This is a genomic window from Aminobacter niigataensis, assembly GCF_014200015.1.
GTDB lineage: Bacteria > Pseudomonadota > Alphaproteobacteria > Rhizobiales > Rhizobiaceae > Aminobacter > Aminobacter niigataensis.
Window position 1 is genome coordinate 159,602 of record NZ_JACHOT010000005.1, and the last position, 15,012, is coordinate 174,613.

Consider the following 15,012-nt stretch of genomic DNA (forward strand, 5'->3'; position numbering starts at 1 on the left):
TTGTTATTTAATTTGAAGATTTTGTTTGCCAAAACCTCATTCTGGAGCGATGATGCGGTATCAAGGAGACACCCAGATGCGCGCACTGTCCCAGGACCTGAGAAACAAGATATCGGCGGCCGTCGCAGCCGCCAGATCCGCGAGACCTATCAATGTCGTTGCGATCGCGGAGGAGATCCAAAACCGGAACCCGCACGAGAACGTGGCGTTCGAGGACATCTTGAGTTGTGTCTTGGATATCGCGCAGTGCACCGGGGAGCCGATATTATTTGAGAGGCGGCCCAGCACTGCTGAAGGCGCCGAAATCAACGGTCGCGCCACGCGATATGCAGGCTCGATCGACAACTAGCTCCGACGTCGCTGGACCGGCTCCGGAAAGGGCCGAGGACGTCGCCCCCGTCGCACCCGACCCAGTTGAGATGCTCCCGGTCGGGCCGTTGCCCGCCCTCCACTGCGACCGGTGCCGCCTCCTTCCGTCTTGGCGGCGAATCTATTCCGACGGAACCACCATGGACGTCGCGCATTTGTGCCAGGAGAGATCCACAGGAGCGCGATATGAGACCCCTGCTGATAGCCGTGAGCGGCCTTGGTTTGGCGCTGGTCATGTTCTTGAGTGGGCTGATTGCTGCCACTGCGTTCTTCACGGCCGAGCCGGAACGACAACTCGCCCTGACCACGGACACACACGGCGTTTGGACCGACCACCCTGTGAAGGTGAATCCAGCAGCGCAAGCATTTGATCGCCTGGCAGCCCGGTCTGCCTTGCAACAATTGCCCGCCAAAGCCCCAACCCAGGTCGACGCGACCAGCGTTGTGGCCGACGTCGCGAATATGGAAGGAGCGTCCCCCTCGATCGAGGCCAGCAACCAATCTCAGGACGGTCTACAGGCCGAGACGATTGCAGCCCATTTGGAGTGGTGTTCGGAGCGATACCGTTCTTATCGCGCCGACGACAACAGCTACACTGCCTATAGTGGCGGGCGGCGCGAATGCGTCTCGCCATATTCCGGTGCGGGCAACGATTCAACGGACGGGTACGGTTACGAGGAAACCACATACCGGCCATCGGCAGGGCGAGTCGAACTGGCCTACGTAAACGAGAAGGCTGATTACGTCAGCGCCGATCATGCAGAGTCCTGCTTCAGCAGGTATCGTTCATATCGATCCGAAGACAACTCCTACCAGCCTTACGATGGTGGTCCTCGCAGGCAATGCCGCTGAATGACGGGCCTTACCAGAGCGCGGGTAGGCGCCTGCAGTTCGGTTGACAAGCTTTCGTATTCGCCAACCAAGACCCTGATCAATCCTCTCCGCCCTGCGGATAAGAAATGATCGACAGGAAGCGGATCGGCAACCGGGTCAGCTGTTCGGGGCCGTGCGGGGTGTCGGCTTCGAAGAAAAGGCTGTCGCCGGGAGCCATATGGTAGAGGTTCGCGCCGTGCCGGTAGGTGATCTCGCCTTCGAGCAGGTAGAGGAACTCCATTCCCGGGTGCTGGAACAGCGGGAAGGTGTCGGTGTCGCTGGCCAGGGTGATGAGGTAGGGCTCGACCGACACTGCGCTGGAGCCGGACCCGATATAGCCGAGGAGGTTGTATTGATGGCCCGCCCGCGTGCCGCGCCGCTCGACCCCGACGCCTGCCCCCGCCTTGACGAACACGGCGCTGCGCTCTTCCTCGAAGCTCCTGAGCAGCGCGGTCATCGGCACGCCGAGTGCCTGGGACAGGGCCTGCAGCGTGGTCAGCGACGCCGAGATGACGCCGTTTTCGATCTTCGACATCATGCCGACCGAGATGCTTGCGGCGCTGGCGAGCTCGGTGGCGGTCATGCCGTGGCGTTTGCGGCAGGCCCGCACCTCCCGGCCGATCGCCGCCTGCAGTTCGTTCTCCCCAGGTGCGCGAACGGCGTGCGGGTCCTGCTGCAGCGGCAGCGATACGGCTTTCCTGCCGGCACCAGCTCCGACCCGGGGGAACCCGACAGGGCGGGCCTGATGTAGGGGGACTGAAATACTCATCCTGGCACCTCCTGTCGGGCATACGCGTTGTGCTGCGCTCGCGCAGCGGCAGATGGCTTCTCAGACGAGACCGGTCACCACGCCGACACCGGCGACAGCCGCCACTGCGCCGAGCGAACGGACAAGCAGCGCGCCCCTCGCCCCGCCCTTGCCGTCGAGCAGCAAGCCGAAGCCGAGGCCCGCCGCATGCAGCGTTGCGGTCGCCAGCACAAAGCCCAGGCCATAGACCAGGCCGCTGGCGCTCTCCGGCATCTCGGCGCCGTGGGCATAACCGTGGAAGACCGCAAAGAAACCGACCAGCGCCATGGCGGCAGCTACTCCGGCCCGCAGGTTGAAGGCGACAACGCCGCCGAGAACGACGATGGACAGGCCGATGCCGAGCTCGACGAAGGGCACGGCGATGCCGGCAAGGCCAAGCACCCCACCCAGCACCATCACCGCAACGAAGCTCGCCGGCACCAGCCAGCGGGCCCGGCCGCCAAGTTGGGACGCGAACAGGCCGACCATGACCATGGCAAGGACGTGGTCGAGCCCGCCCAGCGGATGAGCAAAGCCGTGGGCGAAACCATCGACATGACCGACACCTGTATGAGCGTTGGCGAGGCTTGGCGCCAGGGCGAAGGCGGCCAGCGCGGCGGACCTGGCGAGAGACTTGGTGTTCATGATCGGCTTTCCTTCACGGTTGCGATGTGAGTGCGGTTGTCATTTGCGTCGTGGCACTGGCTGGATACCGAAGGCCGCGGCCACGGCGAGCTCGAAAAGGCTTTCGCCGATGCTGCGGGCAGCGATCGCATCGGCCGCCAGGCAGCGCAGGCCAAAGCCCGCCCCATTGGCAAGTGCGCTCACCCCTACGATCGCCGAGGCCATATCGTTCAGCGCGACAAGTGCTTCGGCTGCCGGAAGCCGGGTGGGATCGCCCAACAGCATGAAGTTGGACACGACCTTCCAGCCGCCGATGGGCGAAGCCGGCCCTGCGATATCTGCGCCGCTCACTTCGAGATTGTCGCGCACGAGCAGCCGGCCTGCCGCGTCGCGGATCGAGACATCGGAGCCAAGCCGGTCGAAGGAACGCAAGCGCCCCTCCGGATCGTGGCAGGTAAAGGCATCGGACAATAACAGCACGGCGCCGGGCGCGAGCCGGGCCCGGAGTGTGCTTGAACTGGATGCACCGGGAAACAGCACCAGCGGATCGGGCGTCACGGCCAGGAATGCATTCTCTTCCAGGACAATCTCGGTCACTTGGTGCGCCGGCTGGCCATGGCAGTCATGAACGACAGTTGCCGCCTGGGTGGTGATATGGGCTGCCGCACCGGCACCGAGCTCGTAGCGGCTCGTCAGCCTGTCGTCACGATAAAGCCCGCCCGAGGAAGACTGCTGATAGACCGTCAGCAGCGAGGGAATGGCTCTATCGAGCGCGAACGGCCGTGTCATGTGGAACGGGTAGCAAACGAACTGGCGGCCCAGATGGGTGCGCGCGCCGTGGCGGGAGAAGGCGAGCTCGAAACGGCCACAGCGTGCCTCGGCCTGGCGCGGCTGTACCAGAGCGTAGGTAGCAGGCGGTTGGGGCCAATGGCTCGTCATCTGAACAACACGTCCGAAACGATGCGGTCGGCGATCGCGTCGATCCCGTTATTGCTGCGGCAATTGGTGAGCGCCATCGGCCGGCCAGCCCGCGCGGTTGCGGCTTGCGCTGCCATCGCCTCGAGATCGACGCCGACATAGGGGGCGAGATCGGTCTTGTTGACCACCAGCAGGTCGCATTTGAGGACGCCGGGACCCTTCTTGCGCGGAATGTCGTCGCCGCCGGCAACGTCGATGACGAACATCCACCAGTCGACAAGATCGAGCGAGAAGGTAGAGGCGAGATTGTCGCCGCCGCTCTCGATGAGGATCAGCTCGACATCGGGAAACAGCACTTCCAGATCGTCGGCGGCGGCGATGTTGAGCGTCGGATCCTCGCGGATGACGGTGTGCGGGCAGGCGCCCGCCTCGACGGCTGCGACGCGAGCCGGGTCGATCAGGCCCGAGCGGCGGATGCGTTCGGCATCCTCGGCCGTCACCAGATCGTTGGTGACGATCGCCAGCGACACGCCGCGCGCGGCAAAGGCCGGGATCAGCCGTTCGATCAGTGCCGTCTTGCCGGAACCGACGGGCCCGCCGATGCCGATGCGGGCAGCCCCCACGCGCGAGGCTGACGATGTAGCGGAAGAAGTCCTGGCGTCCATGATATTACCTCAGCATGTAGCGTTGGGTCAGCGGCAGCTCATGCGCCGGCTCGCAGGTGGCGAGTTCGCCGTCGACAAAGACATCGAAGGTCTGCGGATCGACGCGAATGTTGGGACAGGCATCGTTGCGCAGCATGTCCTTCTTCGTGAGGCCGCGATTGCCGCGCGACGGCAGCAGCGCCTTCTTCAGGTCGAGCGTCGCGGCAAGGCCCCGGTCGATGGCAAGCGGATTGACGAAGCAGGCCGAGAGCGCCTGCTTGGCGCGTCCGAAGGCGCCCCATTGCGGGCGCAGCAACAGCGGCTCGCAGGTCATCAGCGACGCGGCGCTGTCGCCCATGGCACCCCAGGCGATGAAACCGCCCTTGATCACCAGTTCCGGCTTGATGCCGAAGAAGGCAGGCCGCCAGATCACGATGTCGGCCATCTTGCCGTCTTCGAGCGAACCGACATGCTCGGCGATGCCGAAGGTGCGGGCTGCATTGATGGTGTATTTGGCGACGTAGCGCTTGATGCGTTCGTTGTCGCCAAAGCGCGTCGCCTCCTCAGGCAGGCGGCCACGCTGCTTCTTCATCTTGTCGGCAAGTTGCCAAGTGCGGCAGATCACCTCGTTGATGCGGCCCATGCCCTGGCTGTCGGAGCCGAGCATCGAGATCGCGCCGATATCGTGCAGGATATCCTCGGCAGCGATGGTCTGGGCGCGGATGCGGCTTTCGGCAAAGGCGACATCCTCGGGGATCGCCGGGTTGAGGTGATGGCACACCATCGTCATGTCGAGGTGTTCGTCGAAGGTGTTGACGGTGTAGGGGTTGGTCGGGTTGGTCGAGGACGGCAGGCACCACGGCACGCCGGCGACACTGATGATGTCCGGCGCGTGGCCACCGCCGGCACCTTCGGTGTGGTACATGTGGATGGTGCGGCCGTTGATGGCGGCGAGCGTATCTTCGAGGAAGCCGGATTCGTTCAGCGTATCGGTGTGGATCTGGACCGGGAAATCGAGCTGGTCGGCCACCGTCAGGCAGGTGTCGATCGACGCTGGCATGGTGCCCCAGTCCTCATGGAGCTTGAGGCCAAGGCAACCGGTCTCGATCTGCTCGACCAGAGAGGCCGGCTTGTGCGAATTGCCGCGGCCGAGGAAGCCAAAATTGATCGGCCACTCTTCCGCCGCCTGCAGCATCTTGCCGACATTGAACGGTCCGCCGCAATCGATGCCGACGGTGATCGGCCCGAGCGAACCGCCGAGCATGGTGGTGATGCCCGAGGCAATGGCATGATCGCACAATTGCGCGCTGTCGAAATGCACGTGCACGTCGAGCGCGCCGGCGGTGGCGATCAGGCCTTCGCAGTCGCGCACCGTGGTTGCCGCCGACACGATCAGTCGCGGGTCGACACCGTCCATGATTGCCGGATTGCCGGCCTTGCCGATGCCGACGATCTTGCCGTCCCGGATGCCGAGATCGCCCTTGACGATGCCGACCACGGCATCGATCACGGTGACGTTGCACAACAGGAAGTCGAGCGCGCCCTCGGCACTGGTGACGCCGGCGGCAAGGCCGGCTCCGTCACGCAAGGTCTTGCCGCCGCCATGCAGGCATTCGTCGCCATAGACGGCATAGTCCTTTTCGACGACAGCGACGAGCGAGGTGTCGCCGAGACGGAAGCCGTCGCCGGTGGTCGGGCCATACATTGCCGCATAATCGCGGCGTGACAGGGTTGCCATGATCGTTCCTCCCCTCAGGCGCCGCGGAAGCCGCGGGCGCGGGCGTTATCAAGGGCAGCGGCCTTCACCGCCGCATCGTCGGCCGAGCCGTTCGACAGCCCGTTGAGGCCGGAGAGCTGTTGCTGCCCGCCGAAAGTGGTGAGCGGCACGTCCTTCTCCTGTCCGGGCTCGAAACGCACCGCCGTGCCGGCGGCAATGTCCAGGCGCATGCCGAAGGCGGCTGCGCGGTCGAAGTCGAGCGCCTTGTTGACCTCGAAGAAATGGTAATGGCTGCCGATCTGCACCGGACGGTCGCCAGTGTTGACCACCTTCAGAGTGAGCTTGCGGCGCCCGGCGTTCAGCTCGATCTCGCCCTCTTCGGTGATGATGGCGCCTGGCTCGAGGTCGTCGGCAACAGCACCGGCGGCCGGTCGCAGCGGCTCATGCACGGTGACCAGCTTGGTGCCGTCGCGGAACGTCGCCTCGATCTGCAGCATCGGCAGCATCGCCGCCACGCCGGGCATGACGTCAGCCTGGGTCAGGATAGCGGAGCCGATCGACATCATCTCGGCGACCGAGCGCCCTTCCCTGGCGCCTTCGAGGATCTCGTCGGAAATGAGCGCGACCGCTTCGGGATAGTTGAGCAACAACCCCTTTGCCCGTCGTTTGCGCGCAAGTTCGGCCGCCGTGTAGATGGTCAGGCGTTCAAGTTCGGTCGGGGTCAGCAACATGGCGTGCGCTCCTCATCAATTCGAAAACAGGCGCTGGCCGGACACGCCGTGCATGGCGACCGCGATCTCGCAAAGCGGCGTGAACGAACGCAACGCCTCGCCATCGGCGACCGGCCTGCTGCCCGCGGCTTCGATCGCGGGCAGCGCCCGGGCCATCGAAGCCTGGGCGTCGATGGCCCCGATCAGGCCGAGCCGCACCGCAGCCGTCGCCAACGAGGCGACCATCTGGTAGCCGCCGATCGCAACGGCAGTCGCCTCGTCGAGGCCGAGCGCCTGCCACACAAGGCCCTGGACGACGGCGAGGTGGCCGCAGGCGCTGCCATTGCGGACCATTCCGCGATAGGCAGTTGCTCCCTTGGTTCCCAGACGCCCGTGGGTAGTCAGGAGGGCCGTGCCGTTGCGGCGCGAGCCCAACCGCAGCCCCTCGACGAAGGTCGAGGCCTCGACCTCGCTGTCCAGTTCGGCAAGTGCGTCGAGATCGCCGGCAAGCCGAAACGCCCGCACCAGCGCGACACGGTCCGCGTCCGCCCAGCGGTGGCGGATCTGGATGTCTACGAAATCGGCGAAATCGAATGCACCCAACCGGTCGGCCAGCGATGACGATGCCTCCAGCCCTTGCGAAAAAGCAAAGCCGCCTGACGGGAATTGCCCGTCGGCATGCTGCAGGGCGACGAGCAGATTTGTTGCCGAAAGGCTCATTCGGCCTCCTCCGTCAGCTTGACCCGACCGCCCGAGACCAGGGCTTCGATGCGCGCGGCATAGGCCGAGGCCGGCCCATCCTGCGCCACCAGAAGATCCTCGCCGTCGAAACGCACCCGCCAGTGGAGATTGCCGGCGTGATAGCCGAGTTCCAGCGCATCGCTGGCCGAGTGCGGCGTGATCCTCAGCCAGCGCTGCTCGCCGGCCCTGACGATCACCGCGCGATGGTCGTCGAGCACTAGGACAGCACCGTCGTGCAGCTTCTGGTCGCGCGGCAGGGTGATCGCCACCTCTTCGCCCTTGTCCGTCCGCGCCATCAGCCGCCGCCGGTCGAGATCGCCGGCCGCGACCGTCACGAACTCGACCGCATGGTGATGTTCGAGATGGTGGATGGCCTCGTGCAAGGCCGGATCGCTTCGGCTGCCTAGAACACTTTCAACTCGCAGCATCTCAAAATCCTCTCTGCTCTAGACCATTCGTCGGTGTCATCGGATATCCCGACTGCCAAAAAAGCCACGGCGGCTCTAAAGGCTCATATGCTTGTGGATCAGCTCGTTGCTGAGGTCGGCGGTTTCGCCAGCTGCAGCGACTTGTCCCTTTTCGAGGATGGCAAATCGATGCGCAGCAGTGCGCGCAAAGCGTATCTTCTGCTCGACGAGGATGATGGTCAGCCCATGATCCCGGTTGAGCGAAATAATCGCTTTTTCGATGTGCTCGACGATGTTCGGCTGGATGCCCTCAGTCGGTTCATCGAGGACAAGAATGCTTGGATCCGTAGCGAGTGCCCGTGCAATCGCCAGTTGCTGCTGCTGGCCGCCGGAAAGATTGGTGCCACGTCGGTTCAGATGATCTTTCAAGAAGGGAAACAGGGTCCAGACCAACGGAGGGACCGACATCTGGCGATCCGTCCGCGCGTTGCAGCCAAGCAGGATATTGTCGAGCACGCTGAGCCCTGGCACGATTTCACGCCCCTGGGGCACATAACCGATGCCGCGCCGCGCACGTTCATAGGTAAGGTCCCGGCTGATCTCGGTGCCTTCGAACTCGATCGCGCCCTTGGTCTGCACGGTGATGCCGAGCAGGCTGCGCAACAGGGTCGTCTTGCCTACGCCGTTGCGCCCCATGATGCAGAAGACCTCGCCCTTGCGGATTTCAAGGTTGAGATCGTGGATGATGTGGCTGGTTCCGTAGAACACGTTGAGGTCTTTGAATTTAAGCATGGCTGAGCGTCGCCGATCCAAGATACGCCTCGATCACTGCGGGGTTGCGTTCGATCTCCTCCGCGGTTCCCTCGGCAAGCACTGATCCCTGGTGCATCACGGTAATGGTCCGGCAGATGCGGCGGACGAATGCCATGTCGTGTTCGATGACCAGCACCGTGTGTTGGCCTGCAAGGTCGAGCAGCAACTCGGCCGTCTTGTCGGTTTCGGCCGAGGTCATCCCTGCGGCGGGCTCGTCGAGGAGGATGATCTTGGGGTCCTGGCTCAGGACCATTGCCAGTTCGAGCCATTGCAGTTGGCCGTGCGACAGTTCCGATGCCTTGCGCTTCATCGAACCGAGCAAGCCGGTCCTTTCTGCGACGGCGATCTCCTTGTCGCTTGGACCTGATTTCACCCGATCGAACAGGTTCTGGAAGACGCGGACGCGGCGGTTGCTGGCAACCTGCAGGTTTTCCAGCACGGTCATGTCCTTGAAAACCGTTGGCGTCTGGAATTTGCGACCAACGCCGCTCCTTGCAATGGCTGCCTCGCCGATGCCTGTAATGTTGCGGTCATGCAGCCAGATCTCGCCCTCGGACGGCAGCGTCTTGCCGCAAAGGAGGTCCAGCAAGGTCGACTTGCCTGCACCGTTGGCGCCGATGATCACCCTGAGCTCGCCGTCGGCGATCGACAGATCGACGTCTCGTACCGCCGGAAATTCGTCGAACCTCACCGTCAGATTCTGCGTCCGCAGAATGGGCGCAGCCGATGCCAGTGCCGCAGATTGAGATGGCCTGTGAAGGGCATTCATCGATCATGCCTCCCTTGCGGACAGTTCGGCCTCGGCGAAGCGCTCGGCCTTGCCGGAGCGTTCGACCAAGGCCTTGAATATCCCGGCAATCCCGTTCGGCATGAACAGGACGACGAAGACAAAAAGCAGACCCAAAATGATCGGCCAGACCGGCTGGAAGGTCGCGCTTTCGCTGGCCAGGGAGCCGACGAAATTGACGATCAGAGCCCCGATACAGGCGCCGAGCAGCGATGCGCGGCCACCTGTCGCAGCCCAGATCACCATCGAGATGCTCAATGACGTCGCCATCAGCGACGGCGTGGCGAACTCGGAAGTCAGGGTGAACAGCATTCCCGCCAGGCCGGCGACACCGGCCGAAACGCAGAAGATGAAGAGCTTGTAGTTCTCGACGTCGTAGCCGAGGTAGCGGGCGCGCGCTTCGTCCTCGCGAATGGCCTTGAGTATCTGACCTATCCGCCCTGACAGCATGTAGCGTGCCAGGAGGATCACCGCGAGGAGCGTGAGCGCGACGGTGTAGTAGGCACTGGGGCCATAAGGGTCGAATTCAAAGCCGCCAATGTTCAGCAGCGCAAGGTTGGCGAGGCCGTTGAAGCCGCCGGTGAGCGGCTGGTTGTTGATGATCAGCAACTGCCCGATCAAGGCGAAGGCCAGCGTGATGATGCTGACGTAGACGCCGGTCGTCCGTCGCTTGAACATAACATAGCCGATCGCGGCAGCCAAAATGCACGGCACGACGATCCCAGCAATCATGCCGACCGTGATGGATCGAAATGGGATCCACAGGAACGAACCGGTGGTGACGCAACACAGATCTCGGACAGCATCCGGCTCCATGTTGAGAAGCATGAGTTGCGGTACCGGATTGTTTTCCGGCACGGCCAGGGTCAGCGACATCGCCAGCATGTAAGAGCCCATGCCGAAAAAAAGTCCCTGGCCGAGGCTCAGGATGCCGGCATAACCCCACGACATGCTGATGCCGATCGCGCAGATCGAATAGACAAGGTAGATCGCGACGCGGTTGGTCCAGAAGCTGTTGAGCACGAGCGGAAGCGCAAGCACAACGGCGAAGAACACTACGTATGCGACTATGGAAGCGGTGCGGTATGTCATGCGCTCGTCCATGTTGCAGCCAAGCTCAGCGGCTCTTGGTGACGAAGAGGCCCTGAGGCTTGAAGAGGAGAATAAGGATCACGACAGTGAACAGGACCGTTCGCCCGTAGACGTCGTTTGCCCAGGTGGCGACGAAGCTCTGGACTTCGCCGAGAATGCCTGCCGAGGCCATGGTGCCGAGCAGATGGCCAACGCCGCCGGCGACGACGACGAGAAAGGCATCGACGACATAAGGCGTTCCCATGTCGGGTGACACGGTCTTGAAACCCGACACCAGCACGCCCGCAATGCCCGCAAGTCCGGACCCATAGGCGAACGCCAGCATATTGACGCGCTTGTCGTTGATACCGCAGGCGGCCGCTGTATTCCTGGCAACCGAAACGGCTCGAAGCTGGCTGCCGAAACGCGTCTTGAAGATCAGCAACCAACTGATGGCGCCCAGTGCCAGGGCGGCCACGAACACGAAGGCCCGATAGACCGGTATGTTAGCGCCGAAAACACGTATGGCCTGCTGCAGTTCCGCGGGAACCGGGACGTTCTGAAGGTCCGAGCCGAGGCCGTCGATCTCGATGCCGAAGAGCCCGAGCCCAAAGTGAATGCGGATGAGCTGCTGCAGTATGAGCGCGATGCCCCATGTCGCCAGCAAGGTATCGAGCAGCCGCCCGTAGAGCCTGCGAACGACAGTTCGCTCGATGATCAGCCCAAAGGTCGCCGTCACCAGAAACGCCAGCGGCAGGCAGAGATAGATGTTGAAGCCAAGGTGCTTGGTCGCCAGGACCGTGGTGTAGGCCCCGATCATCACCATCTCGCCATGGGCCAGATTGATGACGTTCATGGTGCCGTAGATAATCGCCAGGCCAAGGGCGACCATGAAAAGTATCGATGCGATACTCAAGCCAATGACAAATGTTTCCATGCCGCTTTCATCCGCGTCTGTCGAGGGATCGTGCCGGCGCGAGCATCCGCGCCGGCAAAGCTGGCTGATCGGGGACTAGAGCGTCGCCCCGCTTGTCGCGCAGACCCGCTTCTCTGCCGTCTCGCCGACGCTCGAGTAAGGCAGCGGCACAAGCGGCTCGGCGTACTGATCGACAACGTCGAGCAGGCCGTCGGCACGGGTCTTGCCGATGCGCGGCGTCAGGTAGCTGTGCAGGTTGTCGGGATCGACCGTGACCTTGCCCTGCGGCGCGTCGAAGGACAGGCCGCCAACACTGGCAACAATGGCCTCCGGCGCGAGATCGCCGGCTTTTTCTGCTGCCATTGCCCACATGTTGACGCCGATATACACCGCCTCCATCGCCGCGTGGGTCACAGCGTCAGCTCCGGCATAGGCCTTGAATGCCTCGACGAAAACCTTGTTCTGCGGCGTGTCGACGGTCTGGAAATAGGGTAGCGAAACGTAGCTTCCCAGCGCGTATTCAGGACCCATCGCCTTGATCTCGACTTCGGTTGTCGTCGAAGAACACAAGGGGAGCTTGTCGAAATCGTAGCCCTGGTTGCGCAGTTCCCGGTAGAAGGCAACGATGGAGTCGCCCACGACGTTGGAGAAGATGACGTCTGCGCCGCTCGAGCCGATCTTTGATACCATCGACGCCCATTCGGTATGCCCGAGCGGGAGGTACTCGTCGCCGACAACCTCCATGCCGATCCTTTCGCAGATCGTCTTCGAGGTCTTTGCCATCCCGCGGGGAAAGGCATAGTCGGAGCCGACGATGAAGACCTTGTTCTTGCCGAGGCTCTTTTTCAGCCACGGCAGGGAATTTTCCAGCTGCTGGTTGGGCACTGCCGAGCCGGCGTAGAGCACGTTTTTGGAACACTCCTCGCCCTCGTACCAGGTCGGCCAGACCAGCAGTCCCTTGCGCCGCTCCACCACCGGCAGGACAGCCTTGCGGCTGGCTGTGGTGTAACAGCCGAAGATCACCGGAACCTGGTCCTCGATCGTGAGCTTGCGCGCCTTTTCGCTGTATATGCGCGGCTCGGATGCAGGGTCTTCGATGATTGCACGCAGCTGGCGGCCAAGAACGCCACCCCTGGCGTTGATTTCGGCAATCGCCATCTGGGCGCACTGGTTCATCGATTTCTCGACGATCGCCGTGGTGCCCGTCAGCGAATACATGATGCCGACAGGAATCTCATTTGCCGCCCAGGCTTTGCCCCCGAGTCGCAGGATTGCCGGAGCTGCCAGTCCGACAGCCGCAAGACCCGATGCTTTAAGAAACGTACGTCGATCTTGGTTCTTCATTGTTCCTCCTGTTCGCCTCTATGTGCGATTTATTTTTAGGAAGCCGCCCCATTCGCGGCCGTGCAGAACGTGTACTAGAACGATGTGACCATAAACTTTTATTCAGTATCCTTTTTCGCTCTCCTTTTTCTGCAAAAATACATTTAACAATTTCACTCAAACTTTGGAGGAGTGTACTTAGCTTCTTCGTTTTTATTATTTGACGTTACGATCAAAACGCAGATGCCCTCCCCTTTTTGGACAGCCTAAATTTGGCCAAAGCAATCCCGCGCACGCGTTCGCACGCGCTAGCCAATGAGCGTCGGTAATCGCTGCAATCTGGACCAACGGCTGCCAACAGCCCTGTCGGGAACAGCCGAAAACAAAAAAACCCGCCAACTCCGTTAGGAGTTTTGCGGGCTACACAGCCTGTCGGTGCTGACGACCTTGTCTCGCACCGTATCGACGCTCAGGCTTCACCCGGCGTCAATTATTTTTCATTCTAGTCACGCATCTCTTTGAAGGTCAATAGCTCATGTGCATTGATGATCGCGCTCGCCAGATCGTCCATCGGAACGCGCTTTGCCATCGCCTGCCGACGAATGTTTTCGTAGGCGTCATGCTCGGTAAGCCCTTGTGTTTCCATCAAAATACTCTTGGCCCGCAGGATCCGGTTGTTTCCGGCCAGCTTTCGCTCGAGCTTGCGGATTCGCTTGCCCGCATTCTGCCGTTCGAGCCAGAGAGCGCGCGCGATCGTCAGATTGGTCAGCAAACCAAATGGGCGGATCGGCCGCTCGATGACTGCCAGCGCACCGCACTCCAGGACCACCTGAAGTGTACTTGGGTCTTCGTAAGTGACCACCGCCACAAGGGCGGGGTCGGACGGCTGCACCGGGCGAAACAGGCGCAGGATCTTTTCCCGGTTCTCCTGCTCGATCGAGACCAGGACCACCACCGCGGTCGGGCTTATCGCATCCGGCAGCGGCCACGTTGTTTCACAGCTGCAGCCAATACGCCGTAGGTGCTCGACCAACGCCAATCCCTCCGGATCTGGCGGATGGATGACTTGAACGCGCAAGCCTTTCAGGTCCTGGAGTATCCTGGTTGGCACCGAAAACGATCCGCTATGCTTTGCGTTTCAGTTGATGTGGCTTGTTCATCCAATCATCAAATGACGCGGTGACAAAGTAAGGATCCGGCCTGACTCTCGTTTCGGATTGCCAGATGACGTCGAACTTGCCTTCCGAATTGACCCGCCCAATCCGCGACCAGAGTTCCGTATGATGATTGTCGGGGTCAATCCGTATGCGGCCTTGCGGTGCATCGAATTCCAGCCCGGCCAAGTGTTTGGCCAAAGCCTCCGGCTCATCCGTGCCGGCCAGTTCCAGAGCCTTGGCGTAGAGATGTACCTGGAAATAGGCGGCCTCGGCACCTGCCGTGACAGGAGCATTGGGGCCAAAACGTTTCTTGTAGGCGGAAACAAACCGCTGCGCCTGTGGCGTGTCCAGAGTTTCGAAGAACGACGCCGAAGTCAGATGCCCGGCTGCAACCTCGGGCGCCATCTCGGCAACTTCAGCTTCGGTTGTCGTCAGGCTGGCGATCGGCATGGTTTCGGCGTCGAAGCCGGCGTCCTTGTAGGCCTCGTAGAGCATAACCGCGCCGGTGCCGACGACCGTCGACACCACGATGTCCGGCTTCAGCTTCTTGATCTGCTTGATGACCCGGTCGAAATCCTTGCGGTTGGCTTCGACAGGGACGTAGATCTCATCGAGAATGGTCCCGTTGGCTCTCGTCACAAGATCCATGACGACACGATTGTACTCGTAGGGGAACACATAATTCGAGCCGACCAGGAGGAAGCGCTTGCCGTAATTCTCTATCAGATACCGCGCGAGCTGGACCGCATTCTGGTTCGACGACGAACCCGTATAGAAACAGCGTGTCGAGTACTCGAACCCCTCGTAGAAAGTTGGGTAGAACAGCATTCCCCGGTAGGATTCTATTTCCGGAAGGACGGCTTTTCTTGCCGATGACATATAGCATCCGAAAATGATCTTGATGCCATCCTCGGCGAGAAGGCGAACGGCGAGTTCCTGGTACTTCTTGGCAGAACATTCCGGGTCATAAAAAACAGGCTTGATCAGTCGCCCCCGAACGCCGCCTGCTGCGTTGATCTCTTCTGTTGCCAGGCGTGTCGCGTTCGCTTCCGCCATCTCGGCCGCAGCAGTGACCCCGCTGCTGGAAAACAAGACGCCAATACGCCAGTCGACATTTGCCATGCGATCTATGCCACCTATTGAGCAGGTCGAAAC

At 61.9% G+C, this 15,012-nt stretch carries 17 protein-coding genes; 2 read left to right on the plus strand and 15 right to left on the minus strand.

Features of this window, described 5'->3' with window-relative positions; genetic code table 11:
- The first annotated feature begins 76 nt into the window (after positions 1 to 76).
- Both GGQ99_RS18100 and GGQ99_RS18105 read left to right on the plus strand, forming a co-directional pair.
- Positions 77 to 349, plus strand: a complete 273-nt coding sequence (locus GGQ99_RS18100) for a hypothetical protein (protein ID WP_183263606.1) — start codon at positions 77 to 79, stop codon at positions 347 to 349.
- Between the two features lie 206 nt (positions 350 to 555).
- On the plus strand, positions 556 to 1,221 hold the full coding sequence (locus tag GGQ99_RS18105; protein ID WP_183263762.1) for a BA14K family protein: 666 nt from the start codon (positions 556 to 558) through the stop codon (positions 1,219 to 1,221).
- 79 nt (positions 1,222 to 1,300) lie between these two features.
- Here the strand turns inward: GGQ99_RS18105 and GGQ99_RS18110 are convergent, their stop codons facing one another.
- The 15 genes from GGQ99_RS18110 to GGQ99_RS18180 all read right to left on the minus strand — a co-directional run bounded on the left by GGQ99_RS18110 (position 1,301) and on the right by GGQ99_RS18180 (position 14,979).
- On the minus strand, positions 1,301 to 2,011 hold the full coding sequence (locus GGQ99_RS18110) for a helix-turn-helix domain-containing protein (RefSeq protein ID WP_183263607.1): 711 nt from the start codon (positions 2,009 to 2,011) through the stop codon (positions 1,301 to 1,303).
- Between the two features lie 60 nt (positions 2,012 to 2,071).
- Positions 2,072 to 2,674, minus strand: a complete 603-nt coding sequence (locus GGQ99_RS18115; protein ID WP_183263608.1) for a HupE/UreJ family protein — start codon at positions 2,672 to 2,674, stop codon at positions 2,072 to 2,074.
- A gap of 39 nt (positions 2,675 to 2,713) precedes the next feature.
- Complete coding sequence (locus GGQ99_RS18120; protein ID WP_183263609.1) at positions 2,714 to 3,592, minus strand: urease accessory protein UreD; 879 nt, start codon at positions 3,590 to 3,592, stop codon at positions 2,714 to 2,716.
- A complete protein-coding gene (gene ureG, locus GGQ99_RS18125) occupies positions 3,589 to 4,236 on the minus strand; it encodes an urease accessory protein UreG (protein ID WP_108608905.1) in 648 nt (215 codons plus the stop codon). Before ureG ends, GGQ99_RS18120 begins: the two co-directional genes overlap by 4 nt.
- Before the next feature lie 4 nt (positions 4,237 to 4,240).
- The gene (gene ureC, locus GGQ99_RS18130) at positions 4,241 to 5,953 is read right to left on the minus strand and encodes an urease subunit alpha (protein ID WP_108608906.1); all 1,713 of its coding nucleotides are present in this window, start codon (positions 5,951 to 5,953) and stop codon (positions 4,241 to 4,243) included.
- Between the two features lie 14 nt (positions 5,954 to 5,967).
- A complete protein-coding gene (locus tag GGQ99_RS18135; RefSeq protein ID WP_108608907.1) occupies positions 5,968 to 6,663 on the minus strand; it encodes an urease subunit beta in 696 nt (231 codons plus the stop codon).
- A gap of 15 nt (positions 6,664 to 6,678) precedes the next feature.
- Positions 6,679 to 7,362, minus strand: coding sequence for an urease accessory protein UreF (locus tag GGQ99_RS18140; protein WP_183263610.1), 684 nt, complete (start codon positions 7,360 to 7,362; stop codon positions 6,679 to 6,681).
- Positions 7,359 to 7,811, minus strand: a complete 453-nt coding sequence (gene ureE, locus GGQ99_RS18145; RefSeq protein ID WP_108608909.1) for an urease accessory protein UreE — start codon at positions 7,809 to 7,811, stop codon at positions 7,359 to 7,361. Before ureE ends, GGQ99_RS18140 begins: the two co-directional genes overlap by 4 nt.
- A 75-nt stretch (positions 7,812 to 7,886) precedes the next feature.
- The gene (gene urtE / locus GGQ99_RS18150; RefSeq protein ID WP_183263611.1) at positions 7,887 to 8,582 is read right to left on the minus strand and encodes an urea ABC transporter ATP-binding subunit UrtE; all 696 of its coding nucleotides are present in this window, start codon (positions 8,580 to 8,582) and stop codon (positions 7,887 to 7,889) included.
- Complete coding sequence (urtD, locus tag GGQ99_RS18155) at positions 8,575 to 9,372, minus strand: urea ABC transporter ATP-binding protein UrtD (protein WP_183263612.1); 798 nt, start codon at positions 9,370 to 9,372, stop codon at positions 8,575 to 8,577. Before urtD ends, urtE begins: the two co-directional genes overlap by 8 nt.
- 3 nt (positions 9,373 to 9,375) lie before the next feature.
- The gene (gene urtC, locus GGQ99_RS18160) at positions 9,376 to 10,482 is read right to left on the minus strand and encodes an urea ABC transporter permease subunit UrtC (RefSeq protein WP_108610004.1); all 1,107 of its coding nucleotides are present in this window, start codon (positions 10,480 to 10,482) and stop codon (positions 9,376 to 9,378) included.
- 25 nt (positions 10,483 to 10,507) lie between these two features.
- Positions 10,508 to 11,398, minus strand: a complete 891-nt coding sequence (urtB, locus tag GGQ99_RS18165; RefSeq protein ID WP_108608912.1) for an urea ABC transporter permease subunit UrtB — start codon at positions 11,396 to 11,398, stop codon at positions 10,508 to 10,510.
- Positions 11,399 to 11,473: 75 nt separating this feature from the next.
- Positions 11,474 to 12,721, minus strand: a complete 1,248-nt coding sequence (locus GGQ99_RS18170; protein ID WP_108608913.1) for a transporter substrate-binding domain-containing protein — start codon at positions 12,719 to 12,721, stop codon at positions 11,474 to 11,476.
- Positions 12,722 to 13,202: 481 nt separating this feature from the next.
- Positions 13,203 to 13,811: an ANTAR domain-containing response regulator gene (locus GGQ99_RS18175; RefSeq protein WP_108608914.1), complete on the minus strand. Its 609-nt coding sequence runs from the start codon at positions 13,809 to 13,811 to the stop codon at positions 13,203 to 13,205.
- Between the two features lie 13 nt (positions 13,812 to 13,824).
- On the minus strand, positions 13,825 to 14,979 hold the full coding sequence (locus GGQ99_RS18180; RefSeq protein WP_108608915.1) for a transporter substrate-binding domain-containing protein: 1,155 nt from the start codon (positions 14,977 to 14,979) through the stop codon (positions 13,825 to 13,827).
- Between the last annotated feature and the right edge of the window lie 33 nt (positions 14,980 to 15,012).

What these genes read in the sequence shown, in the direction of transcription:
- GGQ99_RS18180 (WP_108608915.1), bottom strand. Translation starts at nt 14,979, where the DNA reads ATGGCAAATGTCGACTGGCGTATTGGCGTCTTGTTTTCCAGCAGCGGG.
- ureE (WP_108608909.1), bottom strand. Translation starts at nt 7,811, where the DNA reads ATGCTGCGAGTTGAAAGTGTTCTAGGCAGCCGAAGCGATCCGGCCTTG.
- GGQ99_RS18100 (WP_183263606.1), top strand. Translation starts at nt 77, where the DNA reads ATGCGCGCACTGTCCCAGGACCTGAGAAACAAGATATCGGCGGCCGTC.
- GGQ99_RS18110 (WP_183263607.1), bottom strand. Translation starts at nt 2,011, where the DNA reads ATGAGTATTTCAGTCCCCCTACATCAGGCCCGCCCTGTCGGGTTCCCC.
- GGQ99_RS18115 (WP_183263608.1), bottom strand. Translation starts at nt 2,674, where the DNA reads ATGAACACCAAGTCTCTCGCCAGGTCCGCCGCGCTGGCCGCCTTCGCC.
- urtE (WP_183263611.1), bottom strand. Translation starts at nt 8,582, where the DNA reads ATGCTTAAATTCAAAGACCTCAACGTGTTCTACGGAACCAGCCACATC.
- GGQ99_RS18105 (WP_183263762.1), top strand. Translation starts at nt 556, where the DNA reads ATGAGACCCCTGCTGATAGCCGTGAGCGGCCTTGGTTTGGCGCTGGTC.
- GGQ99_RS18170 (WP_108608913.1), bottom strand. Translation starts at nt 12,721, where the DNA reads ATGAAGAACCAAGATCGACGTACGTTTCTTAAAGCATCGGGTCTTGCG.
- urtC (WP_108610004.1), bottom strand. Translation starts at nt 10,482, where the DNA reads ATGACATACCGCACCGCTTCCATAGTCGCATACGTAGTGTTCTTCGCC.
- GGQ99_RS18135 (WP_108608907.1), bottom strand. Translation starts at nt 6,663, where the DNA reads ATGTTGCTGACCCCGACCGAACTTGAACGCCTGACCATCTACACGGCG.
- ureG (WP_108608905.1), bottom strand. Translation starts at nt 4,236, where the DNA reads ATGGACGCCAGGACTTCTTCCGCTACATCGTCAGCCTCGCGCGTGGGG.
- ureC (WP_108608906.1), bottom strand. Translation starts at nt 5,953, where the DNA reads ATGGCAACCCTGTCACGCCGCGATTATGCGGCAATGTATGGCCCGACC.
- urtB (WP_108608912.1), bottom strand. Translation starts at nt 11,398, where the DNA reads ATGGAAACATTTGTCATTGGCTTGAGTATCGCATCGATACTTTTCATG.
- GGQ99_RS18120 (WP_183263609.1), bottom strand. Translation starts at nt 3,592, where the DNA reads ATGACGAGCCATTGGCCCCAACCGCCTGCTACCTACGCTCTGGTACAG.
- urtD (WP_183263612.1), bottom strand. Translation starts at nt 9,372, where the DNA reads ATGAATGCCCTTCACAGGCCATCTCAATCTGCGGCACTGGCATCGGCT.
- GGQ99_RS18140 (WP_183263610.1), bottom strand. Translation starts at nt 7,362, where the DNA reads ATGAGCCTTTCGGCAACAAATCTGCTCGTCGCCCTGCAGCATGCCGAC.